Genomic DNA, 18,441 nt, shown 5'->3' on the forward strand with positions numbered 1-18,441 from the left:
ATGCCTGATCTCGCCGGGGTTTGCTGATGCGTCGTCCGTCCCGTCTGTCGCTGGCCGGCATCGCCGTTGCCGTGTCCGTCGCCCTGCTGTCTGGTTGCGCCCAGACGCCGCAACAGCCGCCCAAGCCGGGAACCGCCCCCGCTGGCCCCACCGCCCCGGAGGCACCGCCGGCCAAGCTGACCCTGAAACCGGCGCGCTTTGCCGATCTGCCCGGCTGGGCACAGGACCGGCAGGCCGATGCCATCCCCGCCATGGTGAAAAGCTGCGACAGGCTGGTGCGCCAGCCGGCCGACCGCGCGCTGGGGCCGGATGGAATGCTGGGCCGCATTGCCGACTGGCAGGCTCCTTGCGCTGCCCTGTCCAAGCTGAAACCGGGCGACCATGCGGCCGCCCGCGCCTGGGTGGAACGCTGGTTCCAACCCTTTGTCGCCGGTAATAATGGCGACAGCCAGGGCCTGTTCACCGGCTATTATGAAAGCGCGCTGCGCGGCAGCCTGAAACGGCAGGGGCCATACCAGACCCCGCTTTACAAGCGGCCGGCCGATCTGGTGATGGTCGATCTGGGTGAATTCCGCCCCAACCTGAAGGGCGAACGCATCGCCGGCCGGGTGCAGAACGGCCAGTTGAAACCCTATGATGACCGCAAGGCCATTGATGCCGGATCGCTGGCCGGCAAGGGGCTGGAACTGCTCTATGTCGATAATGCCATCGACGCGTTTTTCCTGGCCATTCAGGGATCAGGCCGGGTGACCCTGCCCGACGGGCGGGAAATCCGCGTCGGCTATGATGGGCAGAACGGCCATCCCTATGTCGCCATCGGGCGGGAGCTGGTGGCGCGCGGGGCGCTGACCAAGGATCAGGTCTCCATGCAGAGCATCCGCGCCTGGCTGGATGCCAATCCCACCCAGGCCCTGGCCCTGATGCAGACCAACCCGTCCTATGTCTTCTTTCGCCAGCTGGAGGGCGAAGGCCCGGTCGGCGCGCAGGGCGTGGCGCTCACCCCCGGCCGGTCGCTGGCGGTGGATCGCAGCTTTGTGCCCTATGGAATGCCGCTATGGCTGGAAGCGGAAGACCCGCTGAACAGCAGCACCAGCATCCGCCGCCTGATGGTGGCCCAGGATACCGGCGGCGCCATCCGTGGCCCCGTGCGCGGTGACGTCTTCTGGGGCCATGGCAAGGATGCCGAAACCCGCGCCGGCCTGATGAAGAGCAAGGGCCGTTACTGGCTGCTGCTGCCGCGCAGTGTGACCGTACCGGTGAGCTGAGGCAGCGCCCGGCGCCTGAAGGCACAGGAAAATATCAAGGGGCATCTCCCATGCCCCTTGATGTTACTGCGACGATCCGTCGCGGGCAAAGCCGATGGCGGCACGCATCAACCGCTCCAAGTCGCGGATGCGTTCGGCCTGTTTTGCCTGCAACAGCTGCTCCGGCGTCAGTGCCGGTGCCGGATTATCCACCTGCACGCGACGGCCCCCGCTGGCCATGTCGCGCCCATCATCACCCTCTTGCCCACGCATTTTCTGCTAAACCCCTGGAATTCCGCCATTCTGCCGGCAATCACCCCACCGCCCCCAACCGGCAGGACCCCTGCGGTTCCTATTGTCGGGCAGGAATGGCCGGCAGGCAATTCTCGACAATGGTATAACAGGCGTCGCGGTCATCCTGATCCGGGGTGAAAAACAGGCTGGCGACCTTGCCATCCCGCACGGTGAAGGTGGCCTCACAGCCATCGGGCGGGCGGCTGCCCACCGGCAGGCTGATGCCCAGCCCACCGCCGACATGCCGCCCGCCGCCGCCCAGGCCGATCTGCACGGAGGGGGCATCCTTCTGCCCGGCCGTGCGCTGATAGACATAGATGCGGGCGCCATCGGCGGCCGTTCCCTGGCGGTCGGGCACCCCGGCGCAGGAGAACAGGGCTGTTTCCGCCATGCCGGCCAGCTGCGATGGCGCGGTGGCCCGCACATCCGTTCTGCCGGCACAACCACCCAGCAGCGCCAGGGCCAGTACCGCCCCGCCAAACCTGATCGCTGAGATCATCTTCCGCCAACTCCCGCAAAAGAAAGCCGCCCCATCCAGGCAGATGGGGCGGCAATCGGCAAAGGGCAATATTTAGAAATGTCCCTCAAGCGCCGGGCGCCGCCATCCGGCGGCTTGGCTTGCGGCGCATGGGCGCCGGGCTGGCGGTCGCCAGCCTCCGCTCTGTCGAAGGACAAGCCTTCCACAGAGCGGTACCCGAAGCCGGCCGGTCAGAAGCCGCCGCCATACACCTTGTCCAGCGCCGCATCATCGAAGGCGTAGGTGGAATTGCAGAATTCGCAACTGACCCGCACCTCCCCCTCGACACGCAGATCGTCCAGTTCCGACCGGTCCAGGCTGCGCAGCACATTTTCCACCCGCTCCCGCGAGCAGCGGCAACCGGCCCGCAGGGCGGTGCGTTCGTAAATACGCGGCGCTTCCTCGTGGAACAGACGGTAGATCAGGTCATTGGCCGCCAGCCCACCATCCAGCAACTCGGCCGCCGTCACCGTTTCCAGCAAGATGGCGGCGCGATTCCAGTCTTCTTCCCGGCTGCCCTGGACATGTTCAGCCATCACGCCCGCCGTTTCCGGCGGCAGGGCCTGCAGCATGATGGCGCCACCGACCCATTTGCCGTCCTTGTCCTTACCGACAAAGGATTTGATGGCGGTGGCCATCTGTTCGGACTGGCGGAAATAATGGCGCACGGCGTCAGCCATGGCGGCACCGCGCAGTTCCACAATGCCCTGATAGCGTTCGGTATGTTCGCCCTGGTCCACCGTAAAGGCGACATAACCCGCCCCCAGCAGCGACCCCAGATCGGCCTGGAAGCCCTTATGCTCCATCTGCGCCGCCAGCCGGTCGGCATCAAAACGGGCATAGCCGCGCATATCGCCGACCGAAGTGACGTCGGAGACGGTATAGGCGACCGGCCCGTCGCCCTTGGTCTGAAGGGTGAAAATCCCCTCATATTTCAGGGCAGAGGCCAGCGTTGTTGCCAGCAGGATGGTTTCCGCCAGCAGCGGCTGCACCTGCACGGGATAGGCATGACGGGTCAGGATCTCGTCCAGCGCCGGACCCAGCCGGACAAAACGCCCCCGGAAGGAGGCGCTGTCGAGCTGGAAGGGCTGGACGATATCGAATTCAGACGAAACAAGATCGGTATCGTGGCGGGGGCCGCCCGCCACGGGTTCAGACGAAGTCATCGGTCAAGGCACCAGGTCAGAATGCCCTTCTGGGCGTGCATACGGTTCTCCGCCTCATCCCAGACCGCTGATTGCGGGCCGTCGATCACGGCGGAGGTCACCTCCTCCTCCCGGTGGGCCGGGAGACAATGCATGAATATGGCGTCTTTTTTCGCCAGACCCATGACATGGGCGTTGACCTGATATGGCTTCAGCAGATTGTGACGGCGCTGGCCGTCCTTATTATGCATCGATACCCAGGTGTCGGTGACAATGGCATCGGCATCCGCCGCCGCCACTTCCACGTTACGGGTGATGCTGACGCGGCCATTATGCTGGCGCACCCAGTCCATGGTGGCTGCCGGGGGGGACAATTCCTCCGGACAGGCGATGCGCAGTTCGAAATCGAACAGCACCGCCGCATGGATCCAGCTTTCGCAGACATTGTTGGCGTCGCCGGTCCAGCAGACCACCGCATCCTTGATGGAACCCTTGCGTTCCTCAAAGGTCAGGATGTCGGCCATGATCTGCACCGGGTGCGAACTGTCGGTCAGCCCGTTGATCACCGGCACGCTGGCGGCCGCCGCCATCTCATGCAGCTTCGCCTCATGATCGGTGCGCAGCATGATGATATCGACATAGCGGGAGAGCACGCGCGCCGTATCGGCAATCGTCTCCCCATGGCCCAGCTGGATTTCCTTGCCGGTCAGGCAGATCACCTCACCGCCCAGCTGGCGCATCCCCACCTCAAACGAAACACGGGTGCGGGTGCTGGGCTTTTCGAAGATCAGTGCCAGGGTTTTGCCCAGCAGCGGCTTTTCCGCCCCGGCCCCGCGCTTCATCGTGGCGGCACTGTCCAGCATCCGGCGCAGGCTGGCCAGATCATGCTGGTGGATATCCAGAAAATGGCGAACCTGGCTCGTGGAACCCATTATGCGAACTCCCGGCAGGTCTTTTCCAAGATTTCCATCGCTTCGGTCACTTCCTTTTCGCCGATGGTCAGCGGCGGCAGGATGCGCACCACATTATCCGCCGCCCCCACGACCAGCAGGCCGTTTTCACGCAGGCGGGTCACCATATCGGCATAATTCACCACGCATTTCAGGCCCAGCATCAGGCCCTTGCCGCGTGCCTCTGCCAGAACGGTGGGATAGCGGGCCACCAGTTCCTCCAGCTTGCCCTTCAGCAGGTCGCCGGTCTGGGTGACCTGATCCAGGAAACCGGGGGCGGTGATGACATCCAGCACGGCATTGGCCACGGCCATGGCCAGCGGGTTGCCCCCAAAGGTGCTGCCATGGGTGCCGGGCACCATGCCGGTGGCGGCCTTTTCCGTGGCCAGACAGGCGCCGACGGGGAAGCCGCCGCCAATGCCCTTGGCAATGCACATCACATCCGGTTCGATGCCGGCCCACTCATAGGCGAACAGCTTGCCGGTACGGCCGACGCCGCACTGGATTTCATCGAACACCAGCAGCAGGCCGAATTCATCGGCCGTGGCGCGCAGTGCCTTCAGATACTCAATGCTGGCCGGGCGGATGCCGCCTTCGCCCAGAATCGGTTCCACCATGATGGCGGCCGTTTCCGGGGTGATGGCGGCGCGCAGCTCGTTCAGATTGTCGTAAGACACCTGATCGAACGCATCCAGCAGCGGCCCGAAACCGCCCACCATCTTTTCCGACTTGGCGGCCGCGATGGCGGTGGTGGAACGGCCATGGAAGGCCCCGCCCACGACGATGAAGCGGGTCTTTTCCGGGTGGCCGGTGTCATGATGGTACTTGCGCACCGTCTTCACCGCGCATTCCCAGGCTTCCACGCCGGAATTGGTGAAGAACATGGTGTCGGCAAAGGTCAGTTCCTTCAGCCGTGCACCCAGCTTTTCCTGCCCCGCCACCCGGAACAGGTTGGAGGTGTGCCACAGCTTGCCCGCCTGCTCCGCCAGCTTTTCCACCAGATAGGGGTGCGCGTGGCCAAGGGCGTTCACCGCGATGCCGGCGGTGAAATCAAGGAATCGTCGGCCGTTGGTGTCCCACAGATAGGCGCCTTCACCCCGTTCGAACACGGTGTCGATCCGGGAATAGGTGGGCATCACGACTGGGATCACGGGACATACTCCTGACAGCAGAAAGTGTCGTGGCGGGCGGATGCGCGAAAAGTAAATTTCCGCCAGAGCGGCGACTATTGTTCGCACGCGCGGGGCCTGTCAACGCAACCGCACGCATCCCTCTTGTGATACGGGCAAGAGGCGTTGCGGATTTAACCCTTTCAGCTTATGAATGGAGCCGAAACGACAGGTCAGGCGGGGGCATTTGACATTTCGGTGACGGGGGCAGGCCATGGTGCTGCATCCGGCCGAAATTGCTGTGGCCCCGTCGGCCGGATCAGGTGCGACATCCGGGTTTCCCAGCCCACAGGCGGAGAGTGCTCAAGGCTATGCCGAACGATATTCTGGACCCGCGCAGCTTCCAGCGCCCCGGCTTCAACGGCATCACCGAACCGGTGGCCGACGGCACCCCCGCCACGGGCGGCATCACCAGCATCGCCACCGAAGCGCGGATCGAGGGGGCGAAGATTTCCCACTGCCATACGCTGCATGTGGCCGGGCGGCTGGTTGATGTCACGCTGAGCGAGATCAAGATCCTGGAAGTGGCCGAGGGCGGCCATTTTGAAGGCACGGCCAAGGTGGAACAGATGCGCGTCAATGGCCGCGCCACCGGCACCATTGAGGTGACGGGCATGTTGTCCGTGGGTGAAACCGGCCAGGTGGAAGGCACCATCCGCTATGGCCGCATCTCCATCGCCGATGGTGGCGCCGTCACCGGCACGCTGCAGACCGGCAAGGCCGGCGCTTGAGGCTTTGTTTCTCCCATCTGTCCGCGATCTCCCCTGCGGACAGATGGGGTGACTGAATTGATTGCATTTTAGATATATTGTTGCGGAATACCGGTATAGTGTGCGGCCCTTGCCACGCCTTCTGCCGCTTGAGCCCCCGATGAGCAGCACACACACCACCGCCACACAAGCCGCCGGCGCGCCGGCCCGCGATCTGGAATTTCTACGCCGGGAGCTGGGCCTGCACCGGCAATGGCAGGAAGGCAAGGGCGGCCGCCGGGCCGAACTGCAATTCCAGGATCTGTCCGGGCTGAATCTGAAGGGCGCCCGGCTGGCAGAGGCGCGGCTGGCCGGGGCCAACCTGTCCAATTGTGTGCTGGAAGGGGTCGATCTCAGCCGGGCTGACCTGTTCGGCGCCGATCTGGAGGGGGCGGACCTGTCATCCGCTAACCTGACCGGGGCCGATCTGCGCGGGGCCAACCTGCACCGCGCCATCATGGCCGATGTCATTCTGCGTGGGGCCGATTTCCGGTCCGGCACGCTGACCGACAGCAGCGGCGCCAAGCGCCGTGACGGGGCGGCCGTGCTGACGGAGGCGCGGCTGGAACGCGCCATCCTCTGTGCCGCCAAGCTGACCGGTTGTGACCTGACCGGGGCGGATTTGATGGATGCTGACCTGTCCGGCGCCGACCTGTCAAAATGCGTGATGCTGGGGGTGGACCTGTCGGGGGCCAACCTGTCGGGCGCGCAATTGGCTGGCACCATGGTGGAGGCGGACATGCTGTCGCGCGGGCGGCACCTGCCCGATGGCGCCATGGCCGCCCTGGTTGAACCGGCGCGCCGTCCTGTGCCGGCCGTCGAGCTTGCCGCCATGGTCGATGCGCATGAAGCCTGGATCGACAGCGGCGGGGCACGCGGCGCCCGGCTGGATCTGGATATGGCCGAACTGGATGTGGCTGTGCTGCATGGGCGCAATCTTGCCGGCGCCCGGCTGCGCCGCTGCCGCCTGACCGGGGCCGATTGCGCCGACAGCCATATGGAAATGGCCGATCTTTCCTATAGCGACCTGCGCGATGCCATGCTGGATGGTGCAGTGCTGGCCGGGGCTACATTGCGCCGGGTGAACCTGGCCGGTGCCCATCTGGCCGGCGCCCAGGTCACCACCCAGCCCATGGCCGGCGGCCGCACCTGGCCCGCCAATCTGGAAGGGGCCAACCTGCGCGGGGCGGACCTGACCAACGCCGTGCTGGCCGGCGCCATCCTGCGCAAGGCCGATCTGGGCGGGGCCATCACCACGGGGCTGAACCTGCGTGGCGCTGACCTGACCGGGGCCACCCGCACGGCCGCCGGGGAGGACAATGCCCAACGCCGCCGGTTGCGCCGGTTCAGCCAGCCGGTGTTGGTGGTGGGCAGCCGCAAGGGGGCCGCCAGAACGCGCAACTGGTCCTTTGGCGGCGTGGCGCTGGATGCCGACCCGGCCCTGTTCCGGGAGGGGGAGAGCATGACCCTGCTGATCGCCGCCCCCGGTGCCGGCGACCCGGTGCCGGTTACGGCCGAGGTGGTGGCGATCGAGGGGGCCGAGCGCACCATCTCCTTGAAATTCGCGCCGCTGACGGCGGAACTGAAAACCTACCTCAACGGGCTGGTTGCGCCCCGCTACCGAATGGGATGATGCTGGCATCATGATGCCGTCGATTGCTTTGCCCCCCTTGGATATTGCGGCCCTGGTCTGGTTCAGCCTGCTCTGGTGGGGCTATGGCTGGCTGACCGACCGCCGCAATCGCACGCCCGTCAGCCTGAACCAGCATATGCTGCGTATCCGCATCCGCTGGATGACCAACATGCTGTACCGGGACAACCGGGTGATGGACAGCATGTTGATCGGCCATCTGATCCATTCCGTCTCCTTCTTCGCCAGCACCACGGTACTGGTGCTGGCGGGTCTGCTGGGCGTGCTGGCCTCCGCAGAGGCCTCGCATCAGAAGGTGATGGAGCTGGGCTTCACCATGCAGACGGACCGTTACCTGTTCGAGCTGAAGCTGGTGCTGCTGCTGGGCATCTTCGTCTACAGCTTCTTCTGCTTCACCTGGGCGGTGCGGCAGTTCAATTACACCATCGCCCTGGTGGGGGCCGCCCCGCTGGAGCCGGGGGACGAGGCCAATATCACCGCCAAGGCAGCCGCCAAGATGATGACGCTGGCCATCACCAGCTTCAACCGGGGCCTGCGCGGCTATTATTACGCCTTTGCCAGCCTGGGCTGGCTGGTGCACCCCTACATCTTCATCGCTCTGGTCACGCTGGTGACCTATGTTTTGTGGCGCCGCCAATTCCGCTCCGCCGCCTTCGACGCCATCGCGCGTTATTCCTCCTACGGCATCGGCGACAGCCCGCCCCAGGCGCGTGACCGCCCGGGCAAGGGGATTTAACCCCAACCCGCCTTTTCCCCGCCTTGGTTTTGGGGTAAGCGGGGGCGACGAACGCGGCACCGACAAGAGAGCTTTTTGGCTCTCGTTGCCTCCTTCTTCACCGTCACCCCGGCTTTCTTCACCGTCACCCCGGCGAAGGCCGGGGTCCAGAATGGCAGGCATATTGATCTACGATCCTGGACCCCGGCCTGCGCCGGGGTGACGGATATGCTAGGGAAAGCCGGGCCGCCGCCGGCATCAACCATCCCCCCACACCCCATGAAAGCCGGTCACCCATCATGAGTTTCGCCCGCGCCATCGCCACGGTCGGTGGCATTACCATGGTGTCCCGTGTTCTGGGCTTTGTGCGTGACATGCTGATGGCGCGCTATCTGGGGGCGGGGCCGGCGGCCGATGCCTTCTTTGTCGCTTTCCGCCTGCCCAACCTGTTCCGCTCCCTGTTCGCGGAGGGGGCCTTCACGGCGGCCTTCCTGCCCATGTTCAGCGGCACCCTGCAGAAGGAAGGGCATGACAGCGCCAAGGGGCTGGCGGAAGAGGCGTTGGCCTTCATGGTGGCCCTGCTGCTGCTGTTCAGCGCGGTGATGGCGCTTTCCATGCCGCTGGTCGTCTCCGTCATGGCGACGGGTTTCACCGACGATCCCGGCCAGTTCGCCCTGGCCGTTTCCATGTCACAGGTGATGTTCCCCTATCTGGCGCTGATCTCGCTGACCGCTCTGCTGGGCTCCATCCTCAACGCGCTGGGCCGCTATGGCCCCTTTGCGGCGGCACCGGTGCTGTTGAACATCGTGCAGATCACCGGCCTGCTGGCCAGCCAGCCGCTGGGGCTGCCGGTGCATTGGGTGCTGGCCTGGGGCGTGCCGGTGGCCGGTGTGGCGCAACTGGTCTGGATGATCCTGGCCTGCCGGCGGGCCGGCATGGTGGTGCGGCTGCGCCGGCCCAAACTGACACCGCGGGTGAAGAAGCTGTTCGCGCTGCTGGCCCCCGGCATCCTGGGGGCCGGGGTCTATCAGTTCAACCTGTTGATCGGCACCAATCTGGCTACCTGGCTGCCCACGGGTGCTGTCTCCTATCTGCAATATGCCGACCGGTTGAACCAGCTGCCCATGGCGGTGGTGGGCGTGGCGGTGGGTACGGCCCTGCTGCCCCTGCTGTCCCGCCAGATCACGGCGGAAGATCATGAAGGGGCGCGTAACAGCCTGTCGCGCGGGATGGAGTTCGCCGCCTTGCTGGGCCTGCCGGCGGCGGTGGCCTTGATCGCCATTCCCGATGCGCTGATCCATGTGCTGTTCGAAGGTGGGGCCTTTGGGGCGGAGGCAGCAACGGCCACGGCGGATGCGCTGCAGGCCTATGCCATCGGCATCCCCGCCTTCATCGCCGCCAAGATCCTCTCCACCGCCTATTTCGCCCGGCAGGATACAAAGGGGCCGGTGCGGGTGGCGGTGGTGGTGCTGCTGGGCAATGTCGGTGTGTCCCTGGCCCTGATCGGGCCGTTGGGCCATGTCGGGCTGGCCCTGGCACCGGGGTTGACGGCATGGCTGAACGTGTTGCTGCTGGCCATCGGCCTGCGCCGGCGCGGGTTGCTGCACCTGGACCCCAGGCTGGCCGGGCGGCTGGCCCGCATCACGGCCGCCGCCGCCCTGATGGGCGGGCTGGCCTGGGGCCTGGGCTGGGCGCTGCAACCCTGGCTGTACAGCACCACCCATGGGGTGAAGGTGCTGGCGCTGGCCGGGCTGATCGGGGCCGCCATGGTTGGCTATGGCTTGTTCTGCCTGGCGCTGGGGGCCGCCCGGCTGGGGGAACTGAAAGGTTTGCTGCGTCGGCGGGGCGGGGGCGCACCGCCAGCCGCTTGACCGGCATTGCCTGACAACGCCATATCTGCGGGCGACCGGTCCCATCGGGGGGCCGGCGCCCTCGCCCTCCACCAGCGAAACATCCTTCGGGAACCAGACCCATGAACCGCATTTTTTCGGGTATGCAGCCCACCCGCCAACTGCACCTCGGCAATTATCTGGGGGCTTTGCGCAACTGGGTGCGCCTGCAGCACGATTATGAGGCCATTTTCTGCGTTGTGGATATGCACGCCATCACGATCGACCATGATCCTGAGGTGCTGCGCTCCAACATCCGCGAAGTGGCGGCGGCCTATATCGCGGCCGGCATTGATCCAGAAAAGAACATCCTGTTCAACCAGTCGGCCGTTGCCGGCCATGCCGAGCTGAACTGGATTCTGGCCTGCCATACGCCGCTGGGCTGGTTGAACCGCATGACCCAGTTCAAGGAAAAGGCCGGCAAGCAGAAGGATAATGCCGTTCTGGGCCTGTACGCCTATCCGGTGCTGATGGCGGCGGACATCCTGCTCTACAAGGCCACGCATGTGCCGGTGGGCGAGGACCAGAAGCAGCATTTGGAACTGGCGCGCGACATTGCCGGTGCCTTCAACCGCTATTACAAGCGCGAGGATTATTTCCCCCTGCCGGAACCGCAAATCCTGGGTGAAGCCACCCGCGTGATGAGCCTGCGCGACGGTACGAAGAAAATGTCCAAGTCGGATGAGAGCGAATATAGCCGCATCAACCTGACCGACGATGCCGACACCATCGCGCTGAAAATCCGCAAGGCCAAGACCGACCCGGAACCGCTGCCGTCGGTGGTGGAAGGGCTGGAGGGCCGGGCGGAGGCCGCCAATCTGGTGACCATCTATGGCGCCCTGTCCGACCAGACCAAGGCGCAGGTGCTGGCCGACTATGGCGGCCAGCAATTCAGCGCCTTCAAGGGTGCCTTGGCCGATCTGGCCGTTGCCAAGCTGTCCCCCATCGCTGGTGAAATGAACCGCCTGCTGGGCGACCGCGCTGAACTGGACCGCATCCTGCAAAAGGGTGCCGAACGGGCCGGGGCCATTGCCGAGAAGACGGTGAATGAGGTGAAGGATATTGTGGGGCTGGTGCGGTTCTGAAGGGGGCTTCCCCTGCCAACTCCCTCCCGTCATTCAGGCGCCAGGTTAACCTCCTGCACTGAGTTGCTTTCCCCGCGAAAGCGGGGATCCAGGGGCCACATGCACTGTGCATCGGTGCCACTGGCCCCTGGACCCCCGCTTTCGCGGGGGAGGCAGCAAAGGTGCTAACCCCTGACTTAGCACCCAGGGGTGAAAGCCGGGATGACGGGCAAGAGGTAACAAACGTAGCTCCCCAAACCCACAAGGCCCCCTATGCCCACCATCCTGATCACCGGTTTCGCCCCCTTCCTGGGCCATGCCGTCAACCCGACATCCTGGCTGGCCGGCCAGTTGGATGGGGCGGTGATCGGGGGGGCCAATATCCGGGGCGTGGAACTGCCCGTCACCTTCACCGGTGCGGTCCCCACCCTGCAGGCAGCCGTCACCGCCACCCAACCGGATGCGGTGGTGATGTTCGGGTTGGCCTATGAGACGGACAGCATCCGCCCGGAACGGCTGGCGCTGAACCTGGATGATGCGCCCGCCCCCGATAATGACGGCACCATCCGCCGCAACAGCCCCATCGATCCGGCGGGGCCGATGGGATACTGGTCGTCTCTACCGCTGGATGCCATGGCGGATGATCTGACCGGGGCCGGCTTCCCGGTGAAGTTCAGCCGCGATGCCGGCGGCTATATCTGCAACCATCTGTTCTTCGGGATGCGGCATTGGCGGCCCGATCTGCCGGCCGGCTTCATCCATGTGCCGCCCTTCCCTGAGGGGCTGAAACCGGAAGATCGGGGCCATCGCACCGGCATGGTGCCGGATCGGCTGGAACAGGCGGCCCGCATCCTGCTGCAACGGCTGGCCGGTTCCATTTCAATCGCATGACAAAGCCGTTCCAGGGCCGTTTTACACTTGGGCTGCGCGCGGGGTAGGGGTAAGGTTTCCATAATCCCCCGCGCCGCAACAAAAACGGCATCATGCAGATTTACCTTCCCATCGCGGAACTTTCGGTCAATGCCCTGTTGATCCTGATGCTCGGGGGTGGGGTGGGTTTCCTGTCCGGCCTGTTCGGTGTGGGCGGCGGCTTTCTGATGACGCCGCTGCTGATCTTCATCGGCGTGCCGCCCGCCGTGGCCGTGGGCACCCAGGCCAACCAGCTGGTGGGGGCGTCGGTTTCCGGGGTGCTGGCCCATTGGCGGCGCAATAATGTGGATGTGAAGCTGGGGCTGGTGATGCTCAGCGGCGGGTCGCTGGGCACGGCGCTGGGCGTGTGGATTTTCGGCCTGCTGCAGGCTTTGGGCCATATCGATCTGGTGATCTCCCTCTCCTATGTGCTGTTCCTGGGCACGGTCAGCAGCCTGATGCTGTGGGAGAGCTTAGGGGCCATGCTGCGTGGGCGCAGTGTCGCCAGCCGGTCCAAGCTGCATCACCATACCTGGCTGCATGGCCTGCCCTTCAAGATGCGCTTTCCCCGCTCCCGGCTGTATATCTCCGCCCTGCTGCCGGCCTTGATCGGGTTTTTCTGCGGCTTGCTGGTGGCGATCATGGGCATTGGCGGCGGCTTTCTGCTGGTGCCGGCCATGATCTATATTCTGGGGATGCCGACGGCCCTGGTGGCCGGCACCTCCCTGTTCCAGATCATCTTCACCACCGGCATTGCCGCCTTCCTGCAGGCGGTGGGCAACCAGACGGTGGATATCATGCTGGCCCTGCTGCTGCTGGTCGGCGGCGTGGTGGGGGCGCAGTTCGGCACCCGCGTCGGGGCCAAACTGCGCGGTGAACAGGCCCGCGCCCTGCTGGCCCTGGTGGTGCTGGCCGTGGCGGTGAAGCTGGCGGTGGACCTGATCATCCGGCCGGAAGATCTGTTCTCCATCACCCTGCCGGGGGGGGCATGATGCGGGGGCGCCGCCTGCTGGCCCTGCCCGCCGGCCTGCTGGCCGGCTTCATGCTGCTGCTGGCCTTGCGGGCCGATGCCTGGGGCCAATCGCTGGTGGCCGACCTGTCCAGCCACCTGATCGCCATCACCACCGGCTTTACCGGCACCGATGTGGTGCTGTTCGGTGCCGTGGATGGCGAAGGCGATGTCGCCGTGGTGGTGCAGGGGCCGGAAGGTGAGGTGACGGTCCGCCACAAGGACCGGGTGGCCGGCATCTGGATCAACACGGATGAGATTGCCTTTGCCCGCGTCCCCGCCTTTTACAGCGTGGCCCTGTCTGCCCCGCTGGATGGGGTGGTGCCGCCGGCGGTGCTGCAACGGCATGAAATTGGCCTGGATTATATCCGCCTGGCCCCGACGCAGAAGATCGACAAGGCGGAGAAACTGGCCGAATACCGCGCCGCCCTGATCCGCAACAAGCAGCGCATGGGGCTTTACGCCACAGAAGCCGGGGAGGTTTCCTTCCTCGGTCAGCGCCTGTTCCGCACCCGCATCCATTTCCCCGCCAATGTGCCCACCGGCACCTATACGGCGTCGGTCTTCCTGATCCGTGATGGCGATGTGGTCAGCGCCCAGACAACGCCGCTGCTGGTCTCTAAGATCGGCTTTTCCGCCAATGTGACGGAATTCGCCCAGCGCCAGTCGGTCTTCTATGCCGTTCTGTCCATCATGCTGGCCGTGACGGCCGGCTGGCTGGCTGGCATTATCTTCCGCAAACCCTAATTCGGGTTCCGCGTTACCGGGAGAGGCCCATGAGCCAAGAGAAGCAAGCCCGTATCTTCCTGGTCGTCGTCGATGAGACGGAGGAAATGAGCGTGGCGCTGCATTATGCCGCCCGCCGCGCCCGCAACAGTGGCGGGCGTGTCGCCCTGTTGCATGTCATCCCGCCGGGGGAGCTGCAGCAATGGGGCGCCATCGAAGAACTGATGAAGCAGGAACAGCGCGAAGAGGCCGAGCAGCTGTTGCAGCGGCTGGCCAAGGAGGTGGTGGATATTTCCGGTACCATGCCCACGCTCTATATCCGTGAAGGCCAGGCCTCTGAACAGCTGATGAAGCTGATCCAGGAGGAGCCCAGCATCTCCATCCTGGTGCTGGCGGCTGGCACAGGGCGCGGCGGGCCGGGGCCGCTGATCAATTATGTGGTGGGCCAGATGTCCGGCAGCCTGCGCATCCCCGTCACCGTGGTGCCGGGATCGCTCTCCGATCGGCAGTTGGATGCCATCACCTGACCGGGGCTGACGGGGGGACGATGGCCGGGCTGGTGGGGGCCGGGGTCAGCGGCTGGGCCACCGGCGGGACGATGGCATCGGCCACCAGTTCAGCCAGACAGCGGTAACTGGCATCGGTCATGTGCAGCCCGTCGTGTGACAGCAGGGCCGCCCCCGATAAGGCCCCCGACTTGGCCCAATGCGCCATGGCGGCATGGCGCAGCAGCACAGGCACCTTCTCCTCCCGCCCGATGGTCCGCACTTCCTCCACATAGCGGGCATAGAGGGAGCCGGGCGTATCCTGCGGCAGATATTGCGGTTCCATCAGCATCACATCGGCCCCGCTGGCCCGCATCCGGTCCAGCCCGTCTTCCGTCATATCCTCGAACAGGTTCAGGTCGATGCGGCGCAGGGCATCATTGGTGCCGGTCTGCCAGATCACCAGATCGGGATCGGCGGCGATGACATCGCGGTCCAGCCGCGCCATCATCTGGCGCACCGTATCGCCACCGATCCCCCGGTTCAGCACCCGCAACGGCACGCCCGGCAGGCGTTGCCGCAGGATGGCTTCCAACTGCGCCGGATAGGCATTTTCGCGGGTGGAAGCGCCCACCCCTTCGGTGCTGCTGGACCCGAAGGCGACAATGGTGACCGGCCCGCCCTTGTTCAGCGCGGCGCGCAGCCGGCCCATGTCACCGGCAATCAAGAAGGAACCCGGCATGGCGCAGCGCGGGCTGGCAGCATGGGCCGCCACGGGGGAGAGCAGCAGGGCGGCCAGCAACAGGCACGGCAGACGACGCATCAAGGAAAAGACCTCTCCACCCATGGCGACAACCATGCCCAGTTGGTGATGAAGGCCCCAGCCTGACAGAGGATGGTAAAGAAATTCCCCCAAGGCGGCTTTGTCACGCCGCCTTGCGCCGGCCGGGCTTGGCGGATTTCTCCGGCTCCCCCTCCGGATCGGCCAGGGCCGTCAGCAGGGCGGCACGGATGTCGGCCAGCTTGCGTTCATGGGTGACCTTCAGCCCGAAGACATCCTTCACATAAAACACGTCGATGGCGACATTGCCGTAGGTGGAGATTTTTGCCGAGGCAATCTGCAGGTTGGCCTGGGTCAAGGCGCGGGTCAGGTGGAACAGCAGGCCCGGACGGTCACGGCCATTCACCTCAATCACCGTATGGTTACCGGTGATGGTGTTATCCACCAGCACGCGGGGTGCGACCTTGAAGGCGCGGGCGCGGGCCGTCTGCACCGGGCGGCGCTTGGCCAGCTCATCCACCAGCCGCAGCTCCCCGGCCAGCACCTTGTCCACCATCACCGACAGGCGGGCCAGCTTGTCGCCACTGTCAAACGGGCCGCCGCCGGCGGCCTGGATGGAGAAGACGTCCAGCGCCATGCCATTGGTCATGGTGAAGATGCGGGCATCGACAATATCCGCCCCGGCCAGCGCGATGGCCCCGGCCAGACGGGAGAACAGGCCCGGATGGTCGGCGGTATAGACCGTCACCTCCGTCACGGCGCGGCCCCGGTCGATGCGGGTATCCAGCGTCAGCGGCGCCTTGCCGCGTTCGGCCTCCCGGATCAGGCGGGCATGGTGGGCCAGCGTTTCGGCGGTAAAGCCCAACCAATAGGCCGGATAGGCCCGGCCCAGATGGGCATCAATCTCCGCCGGCTGCCAATCGACCAGCAGCGGGCGCAGCCCCGCCTGCGCCGCCAGCACCCGGCCATCGCGCCCTTCCGGCAGCACGGTGCCGGACATCAGCTCTTCCGACCGGCGGTACAGCTGGCGCAGCAGCGTGGCCTTCCAGTTATTCCAACGGCCGGGGCCGACGGCGCGGATATCCGCCACGGTCAGGCAGAGCAGCAGCTTCAACCGTTCCGGGCTCTGCACCAGATCGACGAATTTGCGGATGGTGCCTTCATCATCCAGGTCGCGCTTCAGGGCGGTGGCCGACATGGCCAGGTGCCAGCGCACCAGCCAGACGACGGTTTCCGTCTCCTCCTCCGTCATGCCCAGGCGGGGGCAGAGCTTTTCCGCCACCTTGGCCCCCAGGATGGAATGATCCCCGCCGCGCCCCTTGGCAATATCATGCACCAGCATGGCGACATAAAGGGCGCGCCTGGAATTGACGGTGTGGATCACCTCTGACGCCAGCGGCACCTCATCCTTCAGGTTGCCCTGTTCGATCTGGTGCAGGATGCCCACGGCGAACAGCGTATGCTCATCCACCGTGAAATAATGATACATGTCGAACTGCATCATGCCGACGATGCGGCCGAAATCCGGCACGAAGCGGCCCAGCACGCCCGCTTCATTCATGCGGCGCAGGGCCACTTCCGGGTCTTTGCGGGAAGAGAGGATTTCCAGGAACAGCCGGTTGGCATCCACATCATCGCGCAGCTTCGGACCGATGGCCGACAAGGCACGGGTGATGGCGCGCAGCGCATTCGGATGCACATCCAGATCCTGCTGCTGCGCCACCCGGAACAGCCGGATCATATCCACCGGATGATCGCGGAAATGCCGGTCCGACTTCACGTTGAGGCGGCCGGCATCCAGGGTGAAGCCCTCCACCTCCGGCTTGGCGAAGCTGCGGCGCAGGAAGGCGAATCGGGGCGTGCGGCGGTTCTCATGCTCCAGATTGGCGCAGAAGATGCGGGTCAGATCGCCCACATCCTTGGCCACCATGAAGTAATGCTTCATGAACCGTTCAACGGCACTGGTGCCGGCATGTTCGGTATAGCCCAGGCGGCGCGACATTTCCGACTGCATGTCGAAGGTCAGCCGGTCTTCCTGGCGCCCGACAATGTAATGCAGCTGGCAGCGCGCCGCCCACAGGAAGCTTTCCGCCTTGGCGAAGCGCTGCGCCTCCTCCTGCAACAGCACGCCCTTGGAGACCAGGGCCTGCACCTCATCGGTCTGATAGGCGTATTTGGCGATCCAGAACAGGGTCTGCAGGTCGCGCAGGCCGCCCTTGCCCTCCTTGATGTTGGGCTCCAGCATATAGCGGCTGCCGCCGATCTTACGGTGCCGCTCCTTGCGCTCCGTCATCTTGGCGTCGATGAAGGCCGTCACGCTGCCGGCGGCGCCGATCACTTCCTTGGTGAAGCGCTTGCGCAGTTCCTTGTAAAGAACCGCCTCCCCCCACAGGAAACGGGATTCCAGCAGGCTGGTGCGGATGGTCATGTCTTCCAGCGACAGGCGGATGCATTCATCCACCGAGCGCACGGCATGGCCCACCTTCCAGCCCAGATCCCACAGCAGGTAGAGCATATATTCCACCACCTGCTCCACCCTGGGCGTGCGCTTATAGGGCAGCAGGAACAGCAGATCGACGTCGGAGAAGGGCGCCATCTCCCCGCGGCCATAGCCGCCGATGGCGACAATGGCCAGCCGCTCGCCCTTGGTCAGTTCTGCGGTGGGATAAACATGGTCCAGGGTGAAATCGGCCAGCGCCTGCACGATGGCATCGGTCAGCCGCGCCGTCTGATGCACGCAATCATCGCCGCGATGGGTGGCCTCAAACCGGGCGCGCACGGCGGTGCGCCCCTCTTCCAGCACTTCCTTCAGCAGGGCGAGTGCGGGGCCGCGCAAGCCATCGATGGAGCCATGATGGCCTTCCACCAGGGCGGCGAACCGCCGCCCGACGGCAGCACGGTTGGGGATGATGGGGCGCGACCCTTCCGGCCGGCGGCTGCTGCCGCTGGCTGCATCGGTGGTTGTGGCGCTGTGGGTGTGGGTGGAAAGAGAGGCGGTATCGGCAGGCATCTTAATGGTTCCGGGATCATCCCTGGTGCCCATTATGCCACGAAAGAAGTTAAACGGCTGCGACGTTCGCACGGCCATATGCCCCTGCCTCCCCGGACTATCCTTATTAACCGGGTTGACCCCGGCATTTTTGT

Annotated in this window: 17 protein-coding genes; 10 read left to right on the forward strand and 7 right to left on the reverse strand. The window is 65.2% G+C overall.

The annotated features are described in order from the left end of the window. The first annotated feature begins 26 nt into the window (after nt 1-26). On the forward strand, nt 27-1,265 hold the full coding sequence (locus PCJ49_RS12635; RefSeq protein WP_269911219.1) for a murein transglycosylase A: 1,239 nt from the start codon (nt 27-29) through the stop codon (nt 1,263-1,265). 63 nt (nt 1,266-1,328) lie between these two features. On the opposite strand, the gene PCJ49_RS12640 is transcribed toward PCJ49_RS12635, so the two are convergent. The 5 genes from PCJ49_RS12640 to PCJ49_RS12660 all read right to left on the reverse strand — a co-directional run bounded on the left by PCJ49_RS12640 (nt 1,329) and on the right by PCJ49_RS12660 (nt 5,301). After that, a complete protein-coding gene (locus PCJ49_RS12640; RefSeq protein WP_089288708.1) occupies nt 1,329-1,517 on the reverse strand; it encodes a hypothetical protein in 189 nt (62 codons plus the stop codon). A gap of 79 nt (nt 1,518-1,596) precedes the next feature. After that, a complete protein-coding gene (locus PCJ49_RS12645; RefSeq protein ID WP_269911220.1) occupies nt 1,597-2,037 on the reverse strand; it encodes a hypothetical protein in 441 nt (146 codons plus the stop codon). 209 nt (nt 2,038-2,246) lie between these two features. Next, a complete protein-coding gene (locus PCJ49_RS12650; protein WP_269911221.1) occupies nt 2,247-3,221 on the reverse strand; it encodes an Hsp33 family molecular chaperone HslO in 975 nt (324 codons plus the stop codon). Beyond that, nucleotides 3,218-4,132 (reverse strand): ornithine carbamoyltransferase, encoded by a 915-nt coding sequence (gene argF / locus PCJ49_RS12655; protein ID WP_269911222.1) that lies wholly within the window; start codon nt 4,130-4,132, stop codon nt 3,218-3,220. Before argF ends, PCJ49_RS12650 begins: the two co-directional genes overlap by 4 nt. Then, complete coding sequence (locus PCJ49_RS12660) at nt 4,132-5,301, reverse strand: aspartate aminotransferase family protein (RefSeq protein WP_269911223.1); 1,170 nt, start codon at nt 5,299-5,301, stop codon at nt 4,132-4,134. The genes argF and PCJ49_RS12660 overlap by 1 nt, the downstream gene beginning before the upstream one ends. A gap of 329 nt (nt 5,302-5,630) precedes the next feature. Here PCJ49_RS12660 and PCJ49_RS12665 point away from each other — a divergent pair, with 329 nt between their 5' ends. The 9 genes from PCJ49_RS12665 (at nt 5,631) to PCJ49_RS12705 (ending at nt 14,558) form a co-directional block, all read left to right on the forward strand. Then, on the forward strand, nt 5,631-6,050 hold the full coding sequence (locus tag PCJ49_RS12665; RefSeq protein WP_089288703.1) for a polymer-forming cytoskeletal protein: 420 nt from the start codon (nt 5,631-5,633) through the stop codon (nt 6,048-6,050). 139 nt (nt 6,051-6,189) lie between these two features. Then, nucleotides 6,190-7,701, forward strand: a complete 1,512-nt coding sequence (locus tag PCJ49_RS12670; protein ID WP_269911224.1) for a pentapeptide repeat-containing protein — start codon at nt 6,190-6,192, stop codon at nt 7,699-7,701. A gap of 10 nt (nt 7,702-7,711) precedes the next feature. Further along, on the forward strand, nt 7,712-8,455 hold the full coding sequence (locus PCJ49_RS12675) for a DUF599 domain-containing protein (protein ID WP_269911225.1): 744 nt from the start codon (nt 7,712-7,714) through the stop codon (nt 8,453-8,455). 278 nt (nt 8,456-8,733) lie between these two features. After that, nucleotides 8,734-10,305 carry a murein biosynthesis integral membrane protein MurJ gene (murJ, locus tag PCJ49_RS12680; protein WP_269911226.1) on the forward strand — a complete coding sequence of 524 codons (1,572 nt, stop codon included), beginning with the start codon at nt 8,734-8,736 and terminating at the stop codon, nt 10,303-10,305. 101 nt (nt 10,306-10,406) lie between these two features. Then, nucleotides 10,407-11,408: a tryptophan--tRNA ligase gene (gene trpS / locus PCJ49_RS12685; protein ID WP_269911227.1), complete on the forward strand. Its 1,002-nt coding sequence runs from the start codon at nt 10,407-10,409 to the stop codon at nt 11,406-11,408. 252 nt (nt 11,409-11,660) lie between these two features. Beyond that, nucleotides 11,661-12,278 carry a pyrrolidone-carboxylate peptidase gene (locus PCJ49_RS12690; RefSeq protein WP_269911228.1) on the forward strand — a complete coding sequence of 206 codons (618 nt, stop codon included), beginning with the start codon at nt 11,661-11,663 and terminating at the stop codon, nt 12,276-12,278. A gap of 92 nt (nt 12,279-12,370) precedes the next feature. Continuing rightward, nucleotides 12,371-13,288: a sulfite exporter TauE/SafE family protein gene (locus PCJ49_RS12695; RefSeq protein WP_269911229.1), complete on the forward strand. Its 918-nt coding sequence runs from the start codon at nt 12,371-12,373 to the stop codon at nt 13,286-13,288. After that, nucleotides 13,285-14,052 carry a TIGR02186 family protein gene (locus PCJ49_RS12700; protein WP_269911230.1) on the forward strand — a complete coding sequence of 256 codons (768 nt, stop codon included), beginning with the start codon at nt 13,285-13,287 and terminating at the stop codon, nt 14,050-14,052. The genes PCJ49_RS12695 and PCJ49_RS12700 overlap by 4 nt, the downstream gene beginning before the upstream one ends. Before the next feature lie 29 nt (nt 14,053-14,081). Next, nucleotides 14,082-14,558: a universal stress protein gene (locus PCJ49_RS12705; RefSeq protein WP_269911231.1), complete on the forward strand. Its 477-nt coding sequence runs from the start codon at nt 14,082-14,084 to the stop codon at nt 14,556-14,558. On the opposite strand, the gene PCJ49_RS12710 is transcribed toward PCJ49_RS12705, so the two are convergent. Further along, on the reverse strand, nt 14,551-15,339 hold the full coding sequence (locus tag PCJ49_RS12710) for a GDSL-type esterase/lipase family protein (RefSeq protein WP_269911232.1): 789 nt from the start codon (nt 15,337-15,339) through the stop codon (nt 14,551-14,553). The genes PCJ49_RS12705 and PCJ49_RS12710 overlap by 8 nt on opposite strands. 103 nt (nt 15,340-15,442) lie before the next feature. Beyond that, nucleotides 15,443-18,307, reverse strand: coding sequence for a [protein-PII] uridylyltransferase (locus PCJ49_RS12715; RefSeq protein WP_269911233.1), 2,865 nt, complete (start codon nt 18,305-18,307; stop codon nt 15,443-15,445). Between the last annotated feature and the right edge of the window lie 134 nt (nt 18,308-18,441).

Origin of the sequence: Niveispirillum sp. BGYR6 (assembly GCF_027568365.1) — a bacterium.
GTDB lineage: Bacteria > Pseudomonadota > Alphaproteobacteria > Azospirillales > Azospirillaceae > Niveispirillum.

Coding starts and splice junctions, on each gene's coding strand:
- PCJ49_RS12710 (WP_269911232.1), bottom strand. CDS start 15,339: ATGCGTCGTCTGCCGTGCCTGTTGCTGGCCGCCCTGCTGCTCTCCCCC.
- PCJ49_RS12635 (WP_269911219.1), top strand. CDS start 27: ATGCGTCGTCCGTCCCGTCTGTCGCTGGCCGGCATCGCCGTTGCCGTG.
- PCJ49_RS12650 (WP_269911221.1), bottom strand. CDS start 3,221: ATGACTTCGTCTGAACCCGTGGCGGGCGGCCCCCGCCACGATACCGAT.
- PCJ49_RS12665 (WP_089288703.1), top strand. CDS start 5,631: ATGCCGAACGATATTCTGGACCCGCGCAGCTTCCAGCGCCCCGGCTTC.
- PCJ49_RS12700 (WP_269911230.1), top strand. CDS start 13,285: ATGATGCGGGGGCGCCGCCTGCTGGCCCTGCCCGCCGGCCTGCTGGCC.
- PCJ49_RS12670 (WP_269911224.1), top strand. CDS start 6,190: ATGAGCAGCACACACACCACCGCCACACAAGCCGCCGGCGCGCCGGCC.
- murJ (WP_269911226.1), top strand. CDS start 8,734: ATGAGTTTCGCCCGCGCCATCGCCACGGTCGGTGGCATTACCATGGTG.
- PCJ49_RS12705 (WP_269911231.1), top strand. CDS start 14,082: ATGAGCCAAGAGAAGCAAGCCCGTATCTTCCTGGTCGTCGTCGATGAG.
- PCJ49_RS12640 (WP_089288708.1), bottom strand. CDS start 1,517: ATGCGTGGGCAAGAGGGTGATGATGGGCGCGACATGGCCAGCGGGGGC.
- argF (WP_269911222.1), bottom strand. CDS start 4,132: ATGGGTTCCACGAGCCAGGTTCGCCATTTTCTGGATATCCACCAGCAT.
- PCJ49_RS12645 (WP_269911220.1), bottom strand. CDS start 2,037: ATGATCTCAGCGATCAGGTTTGGCGGGGCGGTACTGGCCCTGGCGCTG.
- PCJ49_RS12675 (WP_269911225.1), top strand. CDS start 7,712: ATGATGCCGTCGATTGCTTTGCCCCCCTTGGATATTGCGGCCCTGGTC.
- PCJ49_RS12690 (WP_269911228.1), top strand. CDS start 11,661: ATGCCCACCATCCTGATCACCGGTTTCGCCCCCTTCCTGGGCCATGCC.
- PCJ49_RS12715 (WP_269911233.1), bottom strand. CDS start 18,307: ATGCCTGCCGATACCGCCTCTCTTTCCACCCACACCCACAGCGCCACA.
- trpS (WP_269911227.1), top strand. CDS start 10,407: ATGAACCGCATTTTTTCGGGTATGCAGCCCACCCGCCAACTGCACCTC.
- PCJ49_RS12695 (WP_269911229.1), top strand. CDS start 12,371: ATGCAGATTTACCTTCCCATCGCGGAACTTTCGGTCAATGCCCTGTTG.